Source organism: Citrobacter sp. TBCS-14, assembly GCF_005280805.1.
Classification (GTDB): Bacteria; Pseudomonadota; Gammaproteobacteria; order Enterobacterales; family Enterobacteriaceae; genus Citrobacter; species Citrobacter gillenii.
This window is the reverse complement of the sequence record NZ_SZWM01000289.1, coordinates 19,599-39,095: the sequence shown is the minus strand read 5'-3', so window position 1 is coordinate 39,095 and position 19,497 is coordinate 19,599. Positions and strand designations below refer to the sequence as shown.

Genomic DNA, 19,497 nt, shown 5'->3' with positions numbered 1-19,497 from the left:
CGTTTTTATCGCGTAACCGGCTGCTCACCGTATCATAAATCAGTCGTATTTACGGTGCTACTCTTTAAAGTCGTTTGCATCCAGCTCGTGTCGAGAAAGCAATTTATAGAATTCGGTGCGGTTGCGCCCCGCCATTCGCGCCGCATGCGTTACGTTGCCTTTGGTAATTTGCAGCAGCTTACGCAGGTAGTTCAGTTCAAACTGGTTACGCGCTTCAACAAAGGTTGGCAAGGCGGTATTTTCACCTTCCAGCGCCTGCTCCACCAGCGCGTCACTGATCACTGGCGATGAGGTGAGCGCCACGCATTGTTCGATAACGTTGACCAGTTGACGCACGTTGCCCGGCCAGCTGGCGGTCATTAAACGCTTCATGGCATCGGTCGAGAATGCGCGCACAAACGGTTTGTGCCGTTCAGCGGACTGACGCAGCAGATGGTTTGCCAGCAAGGGAATGTCTTCCGTACGTTCAGCCAGCGGCGGGATCTTCAGGCTCACCACGTTAAGGCGGTAGTAGAGATCCTCACGGAATTCGCCCCGCGCCATCGCTTTGGGTAAGTCGCGGTGCGTTGCGGAGACAATCCGCACGTCAATGTCGATATCACGGTTGCTGCCAAGGGGGCGAACTTTACGCTCCTGCAACACACGCAGCAATTTCACCTGCAATGGCGCGGGCATATCGCCTATCTCATCCAGAAACAGCGTCCCGCCCTCGGCGGCCTGAAATAGCCCCTCACGATTGCTCACCGCCCCGGTAAACGCGCCACGCGCATGACCAAACAGCTCGGACTCGAGCAATTGTTCCGGCAACGCGCCGCAGTTAATCGCAATAAAAGGTTTGCTACCGCGCGGGCTGGCGTTATGGATAGCCTGGGCAAAAATTTCTTTGCCGGTACCGCTTTGGCCGTTAATCAGCACGCTGACGTCCGATTGCGCCACCATACGCGCCTGCTCTAACAGACGCAGCATCAACGGGCTGCGGGTGACAACCGATTCGCGCCAGCCGTCATCGGTCGCCGGGGCAGATTGTTCCAGCGCCCCGTCAATGGCGTTGTATAACGCGTCTTTATCGACCGGTTTGGTCAGAAAACTAAATACGCCCTGCTGAGTTGCAGCTACCGCATCCGGAATTGAACCATGCGCGGTCAGGATAATAACCGGCATACCCGGCTGGACTTTCTGGATTTCGGTAAACAACTGCATGCCGTCCATTTCATCCATGCGCAGATCGCTGATGACCAGATCCACCTTTTCACGGTTAAGCACCCGTAACCCTTCCTGCCCGCTTTCCGCCGTCACGACGCTGTAGCCTTCACTGGTTAAACGCATGCCGAGTAATTTCAACAATCCCGGATCGTCATCGACCAGCAGCAAATGTGCGGGTTTACGGCTTATCATGGCGTTACCTCCTCGCTCGAGGACCCGGTGCCCCCGGCATCGTCAGGTGTGGAGAGTTTTTCATTCCCGTGCAGCGCATCAGGATTATAACTGCCGGCAGGCTTGCGCGTGGAAAGCTGACGCTCAATATCGGTCAGATTTTCCAGTTTGCGGGTAGTGAGATCGAGCTGCGTCTGCAAATGCTGTTGCTGCTGACGCAGCGTATCAAGATCGCTGTCTGACGACTGTTGAAGTTTGCTGTAGCGCATGCGCTCTTCGGCCAACTGTAACTGCAGAGTTTGGCCGCTAAACCAGACCTGATACAGCGGCCGTACCTGCGCCGGAATTTGCGGACTGAGCGCATCAAGTCGCGTCACCACATCTCGTCTTTCCGGCGGCGTGATATTGGCACTGGCGAGCAGGATCCCGCGCTTGAACGCGCCCTGCCAGGTGTCAGTGAGTTGGGTACTGGCTTCACTACGGGCTTGAACCGGCATCAGGCGGTCAGCACAGTCCATGGCGCGCAGCCAGTACAACGGATTGCTGTCCGTAGACTGCCCCTGCAGTGACCAGATATCTGCGCACTCGGTTGAAAGGTAATCCGCCAACTGATGGGGCGGAATTTTCTCCTGTGAAGGATCGCCGATAATATGATCCACCGCGTTCGGCACACACCCCACCAGCGCCAGGCACGGCAAGCTTAGCAATAATGCGCGGCGGAAAAAATGTCGTTTAAGCATTCGGACAACAACGTGTGGCATACTCACCAGACTTAGATTCATTTTAATGGTTTTTCATTGCAGATAGCGGCAGTTCGATGCGAAAACAAACGCCTTGCGCATAATCGTCGACCAGGTACAGCTCCCCCCGCATACGGCGGATGCAATCTCTGGCGATACTGAGTCCTAATCCGCTTCCTTTTACCGCCCCTTTTCGCTGATGGCTTCCCTGGAAAAAAGGCTCGAAGATCATGGTCTTTTCTGCTGGCGGAATCGGCTCGCCGGTATTCATTACGTCAATGTACACCGTCGCACCATGCAAGCTGCTGCGGATGCAAATGGTACCGGATTCAGCACCATAGTGCACCGCATTGGAATAAAGATTGTCCAGCACGCTCGTTAACAGCACCGGCTCTGCCAGACAGCCGCTTTCTGCCAGCGCCACATCAGTATGTATCATTTTGGCGCGCGCGGGCAGACTATGTGCAGAAACCACTCTCTCCACGAGCGGCGCGATTTCAACCCTTTCCAGTTGAATCGCGTCATCGGCCAGCTTGCGGTTGTAATCAAGCAGTTGCTCAATCAGTTTTTGCAGATTGCGGCTGCTGTCATCCAAAATTCCGACAACTTCTTTTTGTTCCGGCGTCAGTGGGCCAACGACCTGATCGGCCAGCAGTTCGGTTCCCTCACGCATACTCGCCAGCGGCGTTTTGAGTTCATGTGAAAGATGGCGTAAAAATTGATGCCGCTGAGATTCAAGCCACGACAGGCGCTCACTCAGCCAGATAATACGCTGCCCCACCGATCGCAGCTCTCGCGGACCGGTAAACGATACGGTATCGCCCAGCGAGCGGCCTTCCCCCAGACGGTTGATCATTCGTTCAATGGATTTTACCGGACCGATGATCATCCGCGTGAACAGCAGCACCATCGCCAGGCTAACGAGAAACAGTACCAGCGCCTGCCAACCAAAGAACTGACCACGTTCAGCAATTTCTTGTTGCAGCTGCTGGCCGCGCGAGAAGACCACGGTTCGCGTGGCCTGCACCATCTCGGTATTGGCATTGGCAAAAGCCTCAAGACGTTCAGCCGCCACACTGTCGGGGCCGCTGTTTTGACACTGCAACTGCGCGAGATCGTTCAGATCCTGGCGAAGCGCCTGATAGAGTTTGACGTCAGGCAACACACCCGCATGGGCATCCAGCATATCGCTGTAACGTTTACGCTGCCCCTGATAAACCTTCGCCAGTGTCGGGTCATCCAGCACGCAGTATTGCCGATAGCTGCGTTCCATCTCCAGTGCCGCGTTAGTCATCGCCTCACTCCGCCGGGCGTCAATCAGCGTGGTGCGGTTGGTTAGCGCCGCCTGGGCGCTTAGGGCATTCAGACTTTGCCATGCCTGCCAGGCCAGAACTAACAGAGGCAGCAGGATCAGCAAAAATGCCAGCGTAACCAACTGACGTAAAGACCGGGGGAAAACAGACCAGCGCTTCAAAGCGTTACTCTCAACGAAAAGGGATAGGACGATGCTAACTGAGGGGAACGCCAGATACAACAAAGCCGGGAATGACCCGGCTTTGTTATGGAATAAGGCGGTGCCTAACTCGACGTTTCGCCCGGAGTTTGATATGCGCAAGGCAAATATCAGAAGTTGGACGGCAGGCACCTTGTTGTGCGTCATTCGAAGTTTATGTAGCGCGTCCCGAAGGGGCTGACATAAGAAGGTGAATGAGCCACTGCTTAGTATTATGCAGCAAGCGTGCCAATATTCAAAACATTATATTAACACAATGATAAATATACAAAATATATTCATTTAATCGATGAATGGTTTTGGCTGTTTTTTGCGCCATGTGTCGCTAATTAGCAACACCTGTAGCACTTAAAAACAAAATACTTATAAATCAATTAATTAAATGTCTCTTTTTGACGACACCACCCTACCCTCGATGTCGGGAATTCCCGACACTTTAATTTTGCGGCGCAAACACTGAGTTTATTGCCGGATGGCGGCGTAAACGCCTTATCCAGCCTACAACCGCTCTTCCCCGTAGGCCTGATAAGCGCAGCGCCATCAGGCAGTATCGCGCACATTGCCAGATGACGGCGTAAGTGCCTTATCCGACCTACAACATAAAAAAAGCCCCTCACGTAGAGGGGCCTTGAACATCACACGGTCGTGTTAGCCGAGTTGTTTACGCGCATTACGGAAGATGCGCATCCACGGGCTGTCCTCGCCCCAGTTTTCCGGGTGCCAGGAGTTGCTCACCGTGCGGAACACACGTTCCGGATGTGGCATCATGATCGTTACGCGGCCATTTTCGGTGGTCACCGCCGTGATCCCGTTTGGCGAACCGTTCGGGTTAGCCGGATAGGTTTCGGTGACTTTACCAAAGTTGTCGACGAAACGTAACGCCACCAAACCTTTACTTTCCAGTGCCGCCAAATGCGCATCATCACAGACTTCCACACGCCCTTCACCGTGAGAAACGGCAATCGGCATCATGGAACCCACCATACCCTGCAGCAGCAGCGACGGGCTTTGCGTTACTTCTACCAGGCTAAAGCGCGCTTCAAAGCGATCGGAGTGGTTACGCACAAAACGTGGCCACAGGTCGCTACCCGGGATCAGTTCACGCAGATTAGACATCATCTGACAGCCGTTACACACCCCGAGCGCCAGCGTCTGCGGGCGATGGAAGAAGGTTTCAAACTCATCACGCACGCGGTTGTTGAACAGAATGGATTTCGCCCAACCTTCACCGGCACCTAATACGTCACCGTAAGAGAATCCGCCACAGGCCACCAGCGCCTGGAAATTCCCCAGACCAATGCGCCCGCCCAGCAGATCGCTCATGTGAACGTCGATGGCGTCAAAGCCCGCGCGGTGGAACGCCGCAGCCATTTCAACGTGAGAGTTAACACCCTGCTCGCGCAGCACGGCCACTTTGGGGCGTGCGCCGGTGGCGATGTACGGGGCTGCAACGTCTTCGTTTATATCAAACGACAGTTTTACGTTAAGACCAGGATCGGCATCGTTGGCTTTGGCGTCATGTTCCTGATCGGCACATTCCGGGTTGTCGCGCAGACGCTGCATCTGCCAGGTGGTTTCTGCCCACCACATACGAAGCGTGGAGCGGCTTTCGCTGAACACCGTCTGACCATTAGCTGTAATCACAAAACGGTCGCTGGCTTCAGCCTGGCCAACATAGTGAACGCAGTCGCCGAGGCCATGCTGTGCCAGCAGCGCTTCTACCGCCTCACGATCCGCCGCGCGAACCTGAATCACCGCACCTAACTCTTCGTTAAACAGTGCCGCCAGGCGGTCATCGCCGAGCGTGCTGATATCCGCCTGAATACCGCAGTGACCGGTAAAGGCCATTTCCGCCAGCGTCACCAGCAGACCACCGTCAGAACGGTCGTGGTAGGCCAACAGCTTACGCGCAGCAACCAGCGCCTGCATGGCATCATAGAAGCCTTTCAGCTGCGTAACGTTGCGGACATCCGCCGGTTTGTCGCCCAGTTGGCGATAGACCTGCGCCAGTGCAGTCGCACCCAACGCGTTATGACCCAGACCAAGGTCAATCAGCAGCAGGGCGTTGTCTTCGGTTGAGAGTTCAGGGGTGATGGTGTGACGGACATCTTCCACACGGGCAAACGCGGTGATCACCAGCGACAGCGGCGAGGTCATTTCACGCTGTTCGTTGCCTTCCTGCCAGCGGGTTTTCATCGACATGGAGTCTTTACCCACCGGGATAGTCAGGCCAAGCGCCGGGCATAGCTCTTCCCCTACCGCTTTGACCGCTTCGTACAACCCAGCATCTTCGCCAGGGTGGCCGGCTGCCGCCATCCAGTTTGCGGAGAGCTTGATACGTTTGATATCGCCAATCTGCGTCGCCGCAATGTTGGTCAGCGCTTCCCCCACTGCCAGACGGGCAGAGGCAGAGAAGTCCAGCAGCGCAACCGGCGCACGCTCACCGAGAGACATCGCTTCACCATAATAGCTATCCAGGCTGGCGGTGGTCACTGCGCAGTTCGCCACCGGGATCTGCCACGGCCCGACCATTTGGTCGCGTGCTACCATGCCGGTGACGGTACGGTCGCCGATGGTTACGAGGAACGTTTTTTCTGCGACGGCAGGCAGGTGCAGCACGCGGTTGACCGCATCGGCCAGCGTAATCTGCTCACGCGCAAGCTGCTCGCCCTTCGCTTTCAGCGTTTGCACATCGCGGGTCATTTTTGGTGTTTTGCCCAGCAGCACATCGAGCGGCAGATCGATCGGCTGATTATCGAAATGACGGTCATTCATCGAAAGATGCTGCTCTTCGGTGGCCTCACCGATTACCGCATACGGTGCGCGCTCGCGCTTACACAGTTCGTCAAACAGGGGCAACTGATCTGCAGCAACCGCCAGGACGTAACGCTCCTGAGATTCGTTACACCAGATCTCCAGCGGACTCATGCCTGGCTCATCACTTAAGATATCGCGCAGCTCAAACTTACCACCACGTCCGCCGTCACTGACCAGCTCAGGCATCGCATTAGACAGACCACCCGCACCCACGTCGTGGATGAACAGAATCGGGTTCGCATCCCCCATCTGCCAGCAGCGGTCGATCACTTCCTGACAACGACGTTCCATTTCTGGGTTGTCGCGCTGTACGGAAGCAAAATCCAGATCGGCATCGGACTGGCCGGAGGCCATTGAAGACGCCGCCCCGCCGCCAAGCCCGATGTTCATTGCCGGACCACCGAGGACGATCAGTTTCGCACCGACGACGATCTCGCCTTTCTGCACGTGATCGGCGCGAATGTTGCCGATCCCACCGGCCAGCATGATGGGTTTGTGATAGCCGCGCAGCTCTTCACCGTTGTGGCTATTCACTTTTTCTTCATAGGTACGGAAATAGCCGGTCAACGCCGGGCGACCGAATTCGTTGTTAAACGCCGCGCCGCCCAGCGGGCCGTCAGTCATGATATCCAGTGCGGTAACGATCCGATCCGGCTTGCCGAAATCTTCTTCCCACGGCTGTTCAAAGCCCGGAATACGCAGGTTGGACACGGAGAAACCCACCAGCCCAGCTTTCGGCTTCGCGCCACGCCCGGTCGCACCCTCGTCGCGGATTTCACCGCCGGAGCCAGTTGCTGCGCCCGGCCATGGAGAGATAGCGGTCGGGTGGTTGTGGGTTTCGACCTTCATCAGGATATGCGCAGGCTCCTGATGGAAATCATAACGACCGGTTTGATGGTCGGCGAAGTAGCGCCCGACCTCAGAGCCTTCCATCACTGCCGCGTTGTCTTTATAGGCAGACAAGACGTGATCCGGCGTGGTTTCGAAGGTGTTTTTAATCATCTTGAACAGCGACTTCGGCTGCGGTTTACCGTCGATTACCCAGTCGGCGTTAAAAATTTTATGGCGGCAGTGCTCAGAGTTGGCCTGCGCAAACATGTACAGCTCGATGTCGTTCGGGTTGCGTCCCAGTTTGATAAACGCATCCTGTAAATAGTCGATTTCATCGTCTGCCAGCGCCAGACCCAAACGCAGGTTCGCGTCGATCAGCGCCTGGCGACCTGCACCCAGCAGGTCAACGCTAGAAACCGGCGCCGGCTGGTGATGAGCAAACAACGCTTGTGCATCGTCCAGCGCAGAGAAAACCGTTTCCATCATGCGGTCGTGTAACACGGCAGCCACTTCCTGCCACTGTTCAGCGCTTAGCGTGGAGGCTTCAACATAGTAGGCAACACCACGTTCCAGACGGCTAATCTGTTGCAAGCCGCAGTTATGGGCAATATCAGTCGCTTTAGAAGACCAGGGGGAGATGGTTCCCGGGCGAGGCGTAACCAGCAGCAGCTTGCCCTCAGGGACGTGGCTGCTGAGACTCGGACCGTATTGCAACAAGCGTGCAAGTTGCGCATGCTCATCCTCGTTTAACGGGGCATTCAGGTCAGCAAAATGGACATACTCGGCGTAAATAGTGTGAACCTGAAGATTGGCCGCCTGAAAACGCGCCAGCAATTTGTTAATACGGAATGCAGACAGTGCAGGCGAACCACGCAGAATTTCCATCATAAGTCTCTCGTCTTCGAAGCGCCTGAGGCGCTTATAAGTGTGCGCAAGGGGGGAAACGGGCGTCATTATAAAGAATCTGCCGCGCCGACGAAACCGTTTGCGTCGAAATAAAATCACAACCGTCAGTTATCCTCAAATGCGGCTCCCCTGCTGAAGGAGTTGCCAACTGACGCAAGTTTAAGCAAAATGCCGCTCATTGATGATGAATTCACTTCTTAATCGCGAGCATAGCAGGCTGAAACAACGCACGGTTCAGAGAATTAACTAATTGAAAAAATTAAAGATTAATTATCTGTTTATCGGCATTTTGACGTTGCTGCTGGCAGCGGCCTTGTGGCCATCCATTCCTTGGTTCGGTAAAGCCGACAATCGTATCGCCGCCATTCAATCGCGGGGAGAGCTGCGCGTCAGTACCATTGACTCTCCGTTAACGCATTCCACCCTTACCGGGAAACGCTTCGGGCTGGATTATGAGCTGGCCCAACAGTTCGCCCGTTATTTAGGCGTGAAGTTAAAAATCACCGTGCGCCAGAATATCAGCCAGCTTTTTGACGACCTCGACAACGGCAAGGCCGATCTGCTCGCCGCCGGTCTGGTCTATAACAGCGAACGGGTCAAAAATTACCAGCCAGGCCCCACCTACTACTCGGTTTCCCAGCAACTGGTGTATCGGGTCGGGCAATATCGTCCACGCACCCTGGCCAACGTGACAGATAAACAATTGACTATCGCCCCCGGGCACGTGGTGGTGAATGACCTGCAACACCTGAAAGAAACAAAATTTCCTGAGCTGAGTTGGAAGGTCGATGATAAAAAGGGCACCACGGAACTGCTCGATGATGTCATCAACGGCAAGCTGGACTACACCATTGCCGATTCCGTAGCGATCAGTCTGTATCAGCGCGTACACCCTGAACTGGCCGTCGCACTGGATGTCTCTGACGAACAACCGGTGACCTGGTTTAGCCCGCTGGACGATGACAATACACTTTCCGCCGCCCTGCTTGATTTCTTTAACACCATCAATGAAGACGGGTTACTGGCTCGGCTGGAAGAAAAATATCTCGGGCATGGCAATGATTTTGACTATGTCGATACCCGCACGTTCTTACGGGCGGTCGACAGCGTATTGCCTGATCTCAAGCCGCTGTTTGAGAAATATGCGCAAGAGATAGACTGGCGATTGCTGGCGGCCATCTCTTATCAGGAATCGCACTGGGATGCGCAGGCCACCTCGCCGACCGGCGTACGTGGTCTGATGATGCTGACCAAAAATACCGCCCAGAGTCTGGGATTAACGGACCGCACCGACGCCGAGCAAAGCATCAGCGGGGGCGCTCGCTATCTGCAAGATATGATGAGTAAAGTTCCGGATACCGTCCCCGAGGGCGAACGGATCTGGTTTGCGCTTGCCGCCTATAATATGGGGTATGCGCATATGCTGGATGCCCGCGCGCTGACGGTAAAAACCAAAGGTAACCCGGACAGTTGGGCCGACGTAAAACAGCGCTTGCCGCTGCTCAGCCAAAAGCCCTGGTACAAAAAACTGACCTATGGCTATGCACGCGGCCACGAAGCCTATGCCTACGTAGAGAATATCCGTAAGTATCAGATAAGTCTGGTGGGATATCTGCAGGAGAAAGAAAAGCAGGCGATCGAAACGCAGCAACTGGCGCAGGATTATCCGGCGGTTTCGCCCGCAGAGTTGTTAGGGAAAGAGAAATTTCCGCTCTCAGCGTTTCTCTCGCAAACCTCGTCGAACTATCTGACGCACACCCCTTCACTGCTGTTTTCCCCGCAGAAGAAGGAGGAAAAGTAGTGGCATGCTCATGCCGGATGGCGGCTTAAAAGCCTTATCCGGCCTACCGCTGTAATCACTCCGTGACGGACTTTTTCAGGGCTTTAATTTCCTGACGACGCATACGGAAGAAGTCACTGAGCAGGGTGGCGCATTCATCACGCAATATGCCTTCTGTCACCTCAACCCGGTGATTCATGCCCGGATGATGCAGTACATCCATTAACGAACCTGCGGCCCCCGTTTTCGCATCACGCGCACCAAATACCACCCGACCGATACGGCTGTGTACCATTGCACCCGCACACATCACACATGGCTCAAGGGTGACGTACAGTGTGGCATCCAGTAAACGGTAATTTTGCAGGACCAGCCCGCCCTGACGCAGCGCCATGATTTCAGCATGAGCGGTGGGATCGTGATGACCAATCGGCCGATTCCAGCCTTCGCCAATCACACGATTATTATGCACCAGAACCGCGCCCACCGGAACCTCACGCTCATCCCAGGCGCGCTTTGCTAGCGTTAACGCATGACGCATCCAGTATTCGTGGCTAAATTCAACATCAGACAAAGGCAGAACTCCAGTAATCAAAGCGGGCGCATTATACACAGACGCTATCGTTTACTCTATTCGAGTTGCTGCAGCTCTCCACGCGGCGTGACGCGCCAACGATGCTGGCAGAACGAGAGCAGCGGATTGTCCTGCTTACTGTCGCTGTAGCCGCTATACAGCGCCAGTGGGGCGCCAATCTGGCGTTCCAGTTGGGTGACTTTCTCATGGCCGAGGCAGCGTAAAGGCAGCACCCAGCCACCGTAACCGCGCGCCATTTGACTGGCGATAAGATTCACCCGAGGCAGCCACGGGGTGTCGAAGTAAACCTGCTCGACCAGCGACTGCGGGGAACCGGTGATCAGCCAAATATCCGCATCAGAGCTTAACAGATAGGTGGTCAGACGCTGCTGCACCAGCGGAAACGCCGTCACGTGATGGCGAAACCAACGCACAAAATCAGCTTGATGGGCTTTAAGGCGTGCTTCTCGCCGACCAAAAGTGCATCCCCACAGGAGCAAACTCATTGGCCAACGGGCGGCGCGCCCTTTGATCAACATCGCCACCGCGATAATCGGTAACAGCGGCAGTACAAGCAGCGCATTCAACGGTTGGCGGCGCAGCAGATAACGCAGAAAACTACCGAACATATCCTGCTGGTGTAACGTACCGTCCAAATCAAAAAAAACAACGCGACGCTCGTGATTGGTCAAACCTTAGTCCTCTGGATCGTTGAACCCCAATAGCCAGGTAAACAAGAACCCGGCGATAACCGCTACCAGATAGCCTAACAGATAGAACATCACTTTTCCGGCAACAATCGTCAGCGCCAGCGGTAATCCCGAGATACCAAAGGTGATAACCGTCGCCACTTTCCAGTAGCTGATCAGCGCCCCACCGACCGCACCACCGAGGCAAGCGCCGATAAACGGTTTACCCAGCGGCAGCGTTACGCCAAAAATCAACGGCTCGCCAATGCCCAGTAACCCGACCGGCAGCGCGCCTTTGATCACTTTTTTCAGTCGTGCGTTACGGGTTTTCATCAGAACAGCAATTGCGGCGCCAATCTGACCGACCCCGGCCATCGCCAGGATGGGAAATAGCGCGTTATAGCCATGCGCCTGCACCAGTTCCACGTGAATCGGCACCAGCCCCTGATGGAGTCCGGTGAGCACCAGCGGCAGAAACGTTCCCGCCAGCACCGCGCCGACCAGGAAACCGCCGCGATCAATCGCCCAGGAGGCGCCGTGGGCAATGGACTCGGAGATCCAGCCACCGAGCGGTTGTAGCGCCACAATCGCAATCGTCCCGGTAATCAGGGTGGTCAGCAACGGATTAAGGATCAACTCCAGCGATTCCGGCAACACCTCGCGGAATTTGCGCTCTATCCAGCACATTAACGCCACCACCAGCAGCACCGCAATCACCCCGCCACGCCCGGGCTGTAGCGCCTCGCCAAACAGGGTAATTTGCGCTAGCTGTGGGCTGGAGAGAATGCCGGCCATTACGCCGCCCATTGCCAGCGAACCCCCAAACACTTTGGCCGTATTCACCCCCACCAGAATATTCATGATGGCAAAAACGGCGCTGCCGAAAATACCTAACAGCCCCAGCATATTGGGATAATGGGTGGCAAAGTCGCCCACAATATCAGGGCGCTTGAGGATGTTGATAATACCGGTAATCAAACCGGAGGCGATAAACGCCGGGATCAGCGGAATAAAGACGTTTGCCAGTTTACGCAGCGCATCGCTCATTGGCGCTTTGTACTTCGCTTTCACCTGAGATTTTGTGCGTTCAATGTCGTGTGCATGCGGACGTTCGCCGTCATCAGCAATCAGAGAACGCATGGCATCCACCACTTTGGCGGCCTTACCGGGACCGACAATAATCTGATGCTGCGCTCCCTGTTTCACATAGCCGCTGACGCCGGGCAGCTGCTTCAGCCGGGGAATATCCAGTTGGTCGTCATCCTGGACTTCTACCCTGACGCGGGTCATACAGTTTTCCAGGCGCAGAATATTTTTTTCTCCGCCAACCCCCAGCAGAATATCGCTGGCAAGCGCCGCCGTTTTGTCCATATGTACCTCTTAGTGTTCTAACGCCGCGCGTAAAAAACCCTGGTGAGCGGAGAGTTTAGCCCTGGCTGCCGTCGCGTCTAGCCCGGTCAGCGCCATCAGAATGGCGGGCTTAACGTCAAAGTCGGTCTGCTTCAGTAACGTTTCAGCGTCTTCGCGCGAAATGCCGGTGGCTTCCACCACCATCCGGCAGGCCCGATCGACCAGCTTGGCGTTGGTCGCTTTCATATCCACCATCAGGTTCTGATACACCTTGCCAAACTTCACCATCGCACCGGTGGAAATCATATTTAGCACCAGTTTCTGCGCGGTGCCCGACTTCAGACGGGTTGAACCGGTCAGCGCCTCCGGACCAACCACCACGGAGATGGCGATATCCGCTTCACGGGCAATAGGTGAGTCCGGATTACAGGAAATCGCGACCGTCGTACAGCCCACCGCATGCGCATATTTCAGGCCGCCAATCACATATGGTGTTCGACCCGATGCCGCCAGACCGACAACCAGATCCTGCGCGGTCAGATTCAGCGCCCGCAGGTCATCTTCCCCAAGCTGCGAGTTATCTTCTGCGCCTTCAACCGCTTTTAATAACGCCCCTGGCCCACCGGCAATCAGCCCGACCACTAATCCGTGCGGTACACCAAAAGTCGGCGGACATTCTGAGGCATCCAGCACGCCGAGACGTCCGCTGGTCCCTGCCCCCATGTAAATAATCCGCCCGCCTGCTTTAAGTGCCTGCGCAGCCGCATCAACCGCCTGCGCAACTTCAGACAGTGTCGCTTTTACTGCTTCCGCTACCAGCGTATCCTGTTGATTAAAACGATGTACCAGCTCAAGCGTGGATAACGCATCGAGATCCATCGTTTGTGGATTGCGGGTTTCTGACACTAACGCACCGAGATTCATTTTTGTTCCTTAGGAATTTTTAATTCATAATAATCCGTCATAATGGAATATTATATTCACTCAGGCGAGTGAAATGTTGTTTTGTAATCGCCATCACGTTTTCGCCAGGAGACAGCATGAACTGTTTGATTCGCATTCGTCAGCGTTACCCTGACCTCGCACAAAGCGATAAAAAGCTTGCGGATTATCTTCTTACGCAACCAGATAATGTGCGTCATCTCAGCTCTCAGCAGCTAGCTTTTGAAGCGGGCGTTAGCCAGTCCAGCGTCGTGAAGTTCGCGCAGAAAATGGGCTTTAAAGGCTTCCCGGCCCTCAAATTGGCGATCAGCGAAGCGCTGGCCAGCAATCCCAATCCGCATTCGGTTCCGGTGCACAATCAGATCCGCGGTGACGATCCTATGCGACTGGTAGGTGAGAAGCTAATTAAGGAGAACGTGGCAGCGATGCATGCCACGCTGGACGTCAATAGCGAAGACAAACTAATGGAAAGCGTCACGATGCTGCGCACAGCCCGACGCATTATCCTCACCGGCATTGGCGCCTCGGGCCTGGTGGCGCAAAATTTTGCCTGGAAGCTATTGAAGATAGGATTTAATGCGGTCGTTGAACGCGATATGCATGCCCTGCTGGCGACCGTACAGGCGCTGGATTCAAACGATCTCCTGCTGGCCATTTCGTATAGCGGAGAGCGACGCGAACTCAATCTGGCCGCGGATGAAACATTACGCACCGGGGCAAAAATCCTCGCCATCACTGGCTTTACTCCCAATGCCCTGCAGCAGCGAGCCACCCGTTGCCTGTACACCATTGCCGAAGAACAGGCCACGCGCAGTGCCGCAATTTCATCAACGCATGCGCAAATGATGTTGACTGATTTACTGTTTATGGCGCTGGTGCAGCAAGATCTCGAACATGCCCCGGAGCGGATCCGCCACAGCGAAGCGCTGGTAAAAAAACTGGTTTGAGCAAAGAATGCGCGTATAATGCCCGCCCGATTTGTGATGTTTTGAGAGTTTCCTGATGGCCCTGTTAATCACTAAAAAGTGTATCAATTGCGATATGTGCGAACCCGAATGCCCGAATGAGGCCATTTCAATGGGTGACAGCATTTACGAGATTAACAGCGACAAGTGTACGGAATGCGTAGGTCATTACGACACGCCAACCTGTCAAAAGGTGTGCCCGATCCCCAATACTATTTTGAAAGATCCGGCACATATCGAAACAGAAGAACAGCTGTGGGATAAGTTTGTGTTAATGCATCACGCAGACAAGCTTTAACTCTCAATAATGACCGTGGCGCAGGCATAGTGACGTTCATCGGCCAGCGTCACGTGCATATGCATAACACCGAGCTTCTCCGCCAGTTTTAACGCCTCTCCCCATAACCGCAAACGCGGCTTGCCGAGTTCATCGTTGAACACTTCGAACTGATTAAATGCCAGCCCGTTACGAATGCCGGTGCCAAAGGCTTTTGCCGCCGCCTCTTTTACCGCAAAACGCTTCGCCAGAAAACGCACCGGCTGCTGATGCGTTTCCCAAATGGTCCATTCGTTGTCGCTGAGGACGCGTCTGGCCAGCCGATCGCCGGAACGGGAGATCACCGCTTCAATGCGCGCAATCTCCACGATGTCCGTGCCTAATCCCAGAATCGCCATTAGCCACGCGCTTCCAGCATTAGACGTTTCATTTCCACTACGGCGTCTTTCAGACCGCTCATCACCGCACGTCCGATGATCGCATGACCAATGTTCAGCTCGTGCATTTCCGGGATCCGCGCAATAGCTTTGACGTTATGGTAAGTCAGGCCGTGACCGGCGTTCACCTTCAGACCCAGGCTGGCAGCAAAGGTCGCAGCTTTGGCGATACGTGCCAGTTCGCTGGCCTGTTCAGCATCGGTTTTCGCATCAGCATAGCAGCCGGTGTGAATTTCAATATACGGCGCGCCAACATCAGCAGCCGCTTTAATTTGTTCTTCATCGGCATCGATAAACAGCGAGACCAGGATCCCCGCATCCGCCAGACGCTTGCAGGCATCACGCATTTTGTCGCGTTGACCCGCCACATCCAAGCCGCCTTCAGTGGTGACTTCCTGACGTTTTTCCGGCACCAGGCAGCAGAAATGCGGCTTGGTTTCAACCGCGATGGCCAGCATCTCTTCCGTCACCGCCATTTCCAGATTCATACGTGTATCCAGCGTTTGACGCAGAATTCGCACGTCTCTGTCAGTAATATGACGACGGTCTTCACGCAGATGAACGGTGATCCCATCCGCCCCCGCTTGCTCAACGATAAATGCCGCCTGAACCGGGTCCGGGTATGCGGTGCCGCGTGCGTTACGTAAAGTGGCAATGTGGTCAATGTTGACGCCTAACAGTAATTCGGCCATGACAATCCTCGTTAATCATTATTTGTTTTTACTGCGCGTTTTGGCAAAAATTGCCGGAACAGTTCCCGGCTTTTTAACGGCTTACCACCAAGATACGGCTTTAACGCCATGCGGGTAAAGCGTTTCGCGGCACGTAACGTATCGGCATCCGGAAATTCACGCGATGCAAGTGCTTTGAGATGGCGTCCGGTAAAGGTGTTGTTATCAATAACGATGCTGGCGATAAACCCTTTTTCTTCCCGATAGCGATAGGTCATGGTGTCGTCCACCGGTTCACCGCTGCCCGCACAGTGGGCAAAATCCACGCCGTAGCCCAGATGACCGAGCAACGCCAGCTCAAAGCGACGCAGGGCGGGCTCTGGTGAACCGGATGTGCCTGCCAACGCCTGGATACAGTTCAGGTAATCGAAAAAGAGTTCAGAAAAGCGGGTCTCGTACTCAAGCACGCGAGAAATGAGTTCGTTGATATACAGACCGCTGTACAGCGTGATTCCGCTAAGCGGAAGTGCCAGAGAGACGGCTTCAGCGCTACGTAGGGTTTTGACCTCACCACGTCCACCAAAGCGAAGTAATAATGGGGTAAAAGGCTGGAGTGCGCCTTTCAGATTGGAACGTTTGGAACGTGCGCCTTTAGCCACAAGGCGCACGCGACCCGACTCTTCCGTGAAAACGTCCAGCACTAAACTGGTTTCGCTCCAGGGGCGACTATGCAGGACAAATGCGCGTTGCCATCCATCCATCATAATACTCGTCGTCTTTCAGAGGAAGGGTTTAGACGTCGTCGCCGTAACCGAGACTGCGCAGCGCGCGTTCGTCATCGGCCCAGCCAGATTTCACTTTCACCCACAGTTCAAGGTGCACAGGCGCTTCGAACATTTCCTGCATGTCTTTACGTGCTTCAATACCGATGGTTTTAATTTTGGCCCCTTTGTTGCCAATTACCATCTTCTTCTGCCCTTCGCGTTCGACAAGGATCAGGCCGTTGATATCGTAGCCGCCACGTTCGTTAGGGATAAAGCGCTCAATCTCAACGGTCACAGAATACGGCAGTTCAGCACCGAGGAAACGCATCAGCTTTTCACGGATGATTTCAGAGGCCATAAAGCGCTGCGAGCGGTCGGTGATGTAATCTTCCGGGAAGTGATGAATCGCTTCCGGCAGATGCTTACGCACGATGCCCGCAACGGTATCGACATTCATGCCGGTTTCGGCAGACATCGGTACGATGTCGAGGAAGTTCATCTGGCTTGCCAGGAACTGCAGGTGCGGCAGCAGATCGGCTTTTTCCTGGACGTTATCCACTTTGTTGACCGCCAGGATAACAGGAGCTTTACCGTCACGAAGTTTGTTCAGCACCATTTCGTCGTCCGGCGTCCAGCGCGTGCCCTCTACGACGAAAATAATCAATTCAACGTCACCAATAGAACTGCTGGCCGCTTTGTTCATCAGGCGGTTGATGGCACGCTTTTCTTCCATGTGCAGGCCCGGGGTATCAACATAAATAGCCTGATACGCGCCTTCGGTATGAATACCGACAATGCGGTGACGGGTCGTCTGCGCCTTACGGGAGGTAATGGAAATCTTCTGCCCAAGCAGATTATTCAACAGGGTGGATTTACCAACGTTCGGGCGACCGACGATGGCAATAAATCCGCAATAGGTTTTTTCTTCGCTCATTCCAGCTCCAGTTTTTTCAACGCCTGTTCGGCGGCAGCCTGCTCAGCCTTACGACGGCTCGAACCTGTGCCAACCACCGGTTCACTCAGGCCGCTAACCTGGCAGTGGATAGTAAATTCTTGATCGTGCGCTTCGCCACGGACCTGTACTACCAGATAAGACGGCAGCGGCAGGTGGCGACCCTGCAAGTATTCCTGCAAACGCGTTTTCGGATCTTTTTGTTTGTCGCCCGGACTAATTTCATCCAGACGGGTTTGATACCAGTTAAGGATCAGTTGTTCAACAGTCTGAATATCACTGTCGAGGAAGACGCCGCCGATCAGTGCTTCGACGGTATCAGCCAGAATAGATTCACGACGGAAGCCGCCGCTTTTCAGTTCGCCCGGCCCCAAACGTAAACATTCGCCGAGATCAAACTCACGGGCTAATTCAGCCAGCGTATTACCGCGCACAAGCGTGGCGCGCATGCGACTCATATCACCTTCGTCCACACGCGGAAAACGATGATACAACGCATTGGCAATAACAAAGCTCAAAATAGAGTCGCCTAAAAATTCTAAACGCTCGTTATGTTTGCTGCTGGCACTGCGGTGAGTTAATGCCTGCTGCAACAGTTCCTGATGATTAAAAGTGTAGCCCAGCTTCCGTTGAAGCCGATTAATTACGATGGGGTTCATGCGATACCAATAAATGAATGCGTCAACAATCCAGCACACGAAACAGACCTGATATACATCACTCGGTTAGCCGTTTCGGCGTCACCTGAATGCGCTTGTATACGAATCAACGCTGTTTCGTGTGCCGTGGCAACCTGACGGTGCCAACCTAAAACTACGGGGGAATATTCTATACACAACGACAAGGGATGTCGTTAGTCTGCGGGAATTTATCCGAGAAATAATTCACGTTGCCGCCATTATGACGACAACGTGAACGATTATCAGCAATTAATGAATACCACCAATACGGCTTAAACGAACACCGGTCGGCCATTCACCTTCTTGCTTGTCGAAACTCATCCAGATGCCCGTCGCTTTACCCACCAGATTCGCTTCCGGTACAAATCCCCAGTAACGGCTGTCCGCGCTGTTGTCGCGGTTATCACCCATCATGAAGTAGTGTCCCGGTGGAACAATCCAGGTCGCCAGTTGCTGCCCCGGTTGGCGGTAGTACATCCCCACCTGATCCTGCGCGATTGGCACGGTCAGAATGCGGTGCGTCACCTCGCCCAGCGTCTCTTTACGTTCGGTCAGGCGAATACCGTTATCTTTCGTTTCGCTCAGCGGCAGTTCGAAGAAACCACTGGTCGCTTCGCCACCGTTACGACGTGCAAACGTCTGCACGAAATCACTCGGCTGAACGTCAGAGTACGTGACCGGCAATGCGTTTTGACACGCCTGACCGGAGCGGCATCCTGGCTGGATCGTGACCTCTTTCGCCACTGGATCGTACGTCACTTTGTCTCCCGGTAAACCGACAGCGCGTTTGATGTAGTCCAGGCGCGGATCCTCTGGGTATTTAAACACCACGACATCACCACGTTTCGGATGGCCCGTTTCGATCAGTGTTTTCTGATAAATCGGATCTTTAATTCCGTAGGCAAATTTCTCCACCAGAATAAAATCACCAATTAACAGCGTCGGCATCATCGAACCCGATGGGATCTGGAACGGCTCATAAATAAATGAACGCACCACCAGTACAATCGCCAGTACCGGGAACACGGATGCTCCGGTTTCCAGCCAGCCCGGCTTCGGGGAGACTTTTTTCAGCGTTGCGTTATCCAGTGAATCACCCGCAGCGGCTTGTGCCGCTGCCTGACGCTCCCGGCGTTTTGGCGCAAAGATAAATTTATCTACGCACCATAAAATGCCCGTCACCAGTGTGGCAATCACCAGAATCAGGGCAAACATATTCGCCATGCCAACTCCTT

17 protein-coding genes are annotated in these 19,497 nt (G+C 54.4%); 3 read left to right on the top strand and 14 right to left on the bottom strand.

Features of this window, described 5'->3' with window-relative positions:
• Positions 1-57 precede the first annotated feature (57 nt).
• The 4 genes from glrR to purL all read right to left on the bottom strand — a co-directional run bounded on the left by glrR (position 58) and on the right by purL (position 8,163).
• On the bottom strand, positions 58-1,392 hold the full coding sequence (gene glrR / locus FDX22_RS12755; RefSeq protein ID WP_304571763.1) for a two-component system response regulator GlrR: 1,335 nt from the start codon (positions 1,390-1,392) through the stop codon (positions 58-60).
• On the bottom strand, positions 1,392-2,135 hold the full coding sequence (gene qseG, locus FDX22_RS12750) for a two-component system QseEF-associated lipoprotein QseG (protein ID WP_096759355.1): 744 nt from the start codon (positions 2,133-2,135) through the stop codon (positions 1,392-1,394). The genes glrR and qseG overlap by 1 nt, the downstream gene beginning before the upstream one ends.
• Before the next feature lie 22 nt (positions 2,136-2,157).
• Complete coding sequence (gene qseE, locus FDX22_RS12745; RefSeq protein WP_146717280.1) at positions 2,158-3,588, bottom strand: two component system sensor histidine kinase QseE/GlrK; 1,431 nt, start codon at positions 3,586-3,588, stop codon at positions 2,158-2,160.
• A 687-nt stretch (positions 3,589-4,275) separates the two neighbouring features.
• Entirely contained in the window at positions 4,276-8,163 is a 3,888-nt protein-coding gene (gene purL / locus FDX22_RS12735) for a phosphoribosylformylglycinamidine synthase (RefSeq protein ID WP_146717279.1), read from the bottom strand.
• A 268-nt stretch (positions 8,164-8,431) separates the two neighbouring features.
• Between purL and mltF the strand changes: the two genes are divergently transcribed.
• Entirely contained in the window at positions 8,432-9,982 is a 1,551-nt protein-coding gene (gene mltF / locus FDX22_RS12730; protein ID WP_117343491.1) for a membrane-bound lytic murein transglycosylase MltF, read from the top strand.
• Between the two features lie 55 nt (positions 9,983-10,037).
• Here mltF and tadA read toward each other — a convergent pair whose 3' ends face one another.
• From tadA to murQ, 4 genes are read right to left on the bottom strand one after another with little or no spacing between them, the layout of a single operon-like run.
• Positions 10,038-10,574 carry a tRNA adenosine(34) deaminase TadA gene (tadA, locus tag FDX22_RS12725; RefSeq protein ID WP_137399728.1) on the bottom strand — a complete coding sequence of 179 codons (537 nt, stop codon included), beginning with the start codon at positions 10,572-10,574 and terminating at the stop codon, positions 10,038-10,040.
• 17 nt (positions 10,575-10,591) lie between these two features.
• Positions 10,592-11,227, bottom strand: a complete 636-nt coding sequence (gene yfhb / locus FDX22_RS12720) for a phosphatidylglycerophosphatase C (protein WP_096756134.1) — start codon at positions 11,225-11,227, stop codon at positions 10,592-10,594.
• A gap of 3 nt (positions 11,228-11,230) precedes the next feature.
• Complete coding sequence (locus tag FDX22_RS12715) at positions 11,231-12,595, bottom strand: PTS transporter subunit EIIC (RefSeq protein WP_115257755.1); 1,365 nt, start codon at positions 12,593-12,595, stop codon at positions 11,231-11,233.
• A gap of 9 nt (positions 12,596-12,604) precedes the next feature.
• A complete protein-coding gene (gene murQ / locus FDX22_RS12710; RefSeq protein ID WP_115257754.1) occupies positions 12,605-13,498 on the bottom strand; it encodes an N-acetylmuramic acid 6-phosphate etherase in 894 nt (297 codons plus the stop codon).
• 116 nt (positions 13,499-13,614) lie between these two features.
• Between murQ and FDX22_RS12705 the strand changes: the two genes are divergently transcribed.
• A complete protein-coding gene (locus tag FDX22_RS12705; RefSeq protein WP_096756131.1) occupies positions 13,615-14,463 on the top strand; it encodes a MurR/RpiR family transcriptional regulator in 849 nt (282 codons plus the stop codon).
• Positions 14,464-14,518: 55 nt separating this feature from the next.
• Positions 14,519-14,779 (top strand): YfhL family 4Fe-4S dicluster ferredoxin, encoded by a 261-nt coding sequence (locus FDX22_RS12700; protein ID WP_096756130.1) that lies wholly within the window; start codon positions 14,519-14,521, stop codon positions 14,777-14,779.
• On the opposite strand, the gene acpS is transcribed toward FDX22_RS12700, so the two are convergent.
• The 6 genes from acpS to lepB form a co-directional block, all read right to left on the bottom strand.
• Positions 14,776-15,156, bottom strand: a complete 381-nt coding sequence (acpS, locus tag FDX22_RS12695; RefSeq protein WP_115257753.1) for a holo-ACP synthase — start codon at positions 15,154-15,156, stop codon at positions 14,776-14,778. The genes FDX22_RS12700 and acpS overlap by 4 nt on opposite strands.
• On the bottom strand, positions 15,156-15,887 hold the full coding sequence (gene pdxJ, locus FDX22_RS12690) for a pyridoxine 5'-phosphate synthase (RefSeq protein ID WP_096756128.1): 732 nt from the start codon (positions 15,885-15,887) through the stop codon (positions 15,156-15,158). Before pdxJ ends, acpS begins: the two co-directional genes overlap by 1 nt.
• A gap of 11 nt (positions 15,888-15,898) precedes the next feature.
• On the bottom strand, positions 15,899-16,627 hold the full coding sequence (recO, locus tag FDX22_RS12685) for a DNA repair protein RecO (RefSeq protein ID WP_096759353.1): 729 nt from the start codon (positions 16,625-16,627) through the stop codon (positions 15,899-15,901).
• A gap of 31 nt (positions 16,628-16,658) precedes the next feature.
• Positions 16,659-17,564 carry a GTPase Era gene (gene era, locus FDX22_RS12680; RefSeq protein ID WP_096756127.1) on the bottom strand — a complete coding sequence of 302 codons (906 nt, stop codon included), beginning with the start codon at positions 17,562-17,564 and terminating at the stop codon, positions 16,659-16,661.
• The gene (gene rnc, locus FDX22_RS12675) at positions 17,561-18,241 is read right to left on the bottom strand and encodes a ribonuclease III (RefSeq protein ID WP_003037579.1); all 681 of its coding nucleotides are present in this window, start codon (positions 18,239-18,241) and stop codon (positions 17,561-17,563) included. Before rnc ends, era begins: the two co-directional genes overlap by 4 nt.
• 270 nt (positions 18,242-18,511) lie before the next feature.
• On the bottom strand, positions 18,512-19,486 hold the full coding sequence (gene lepB, locus FDX22_RS12670; protein ID WP_096756126.1) for a signal peptidase I: 975 nt from the start codon (positions 19,484-19,486) through the stop codon (positions 18,512-18,514).
• Positions 19,487-19,497 lie beyond the last annotated feature (11 nt).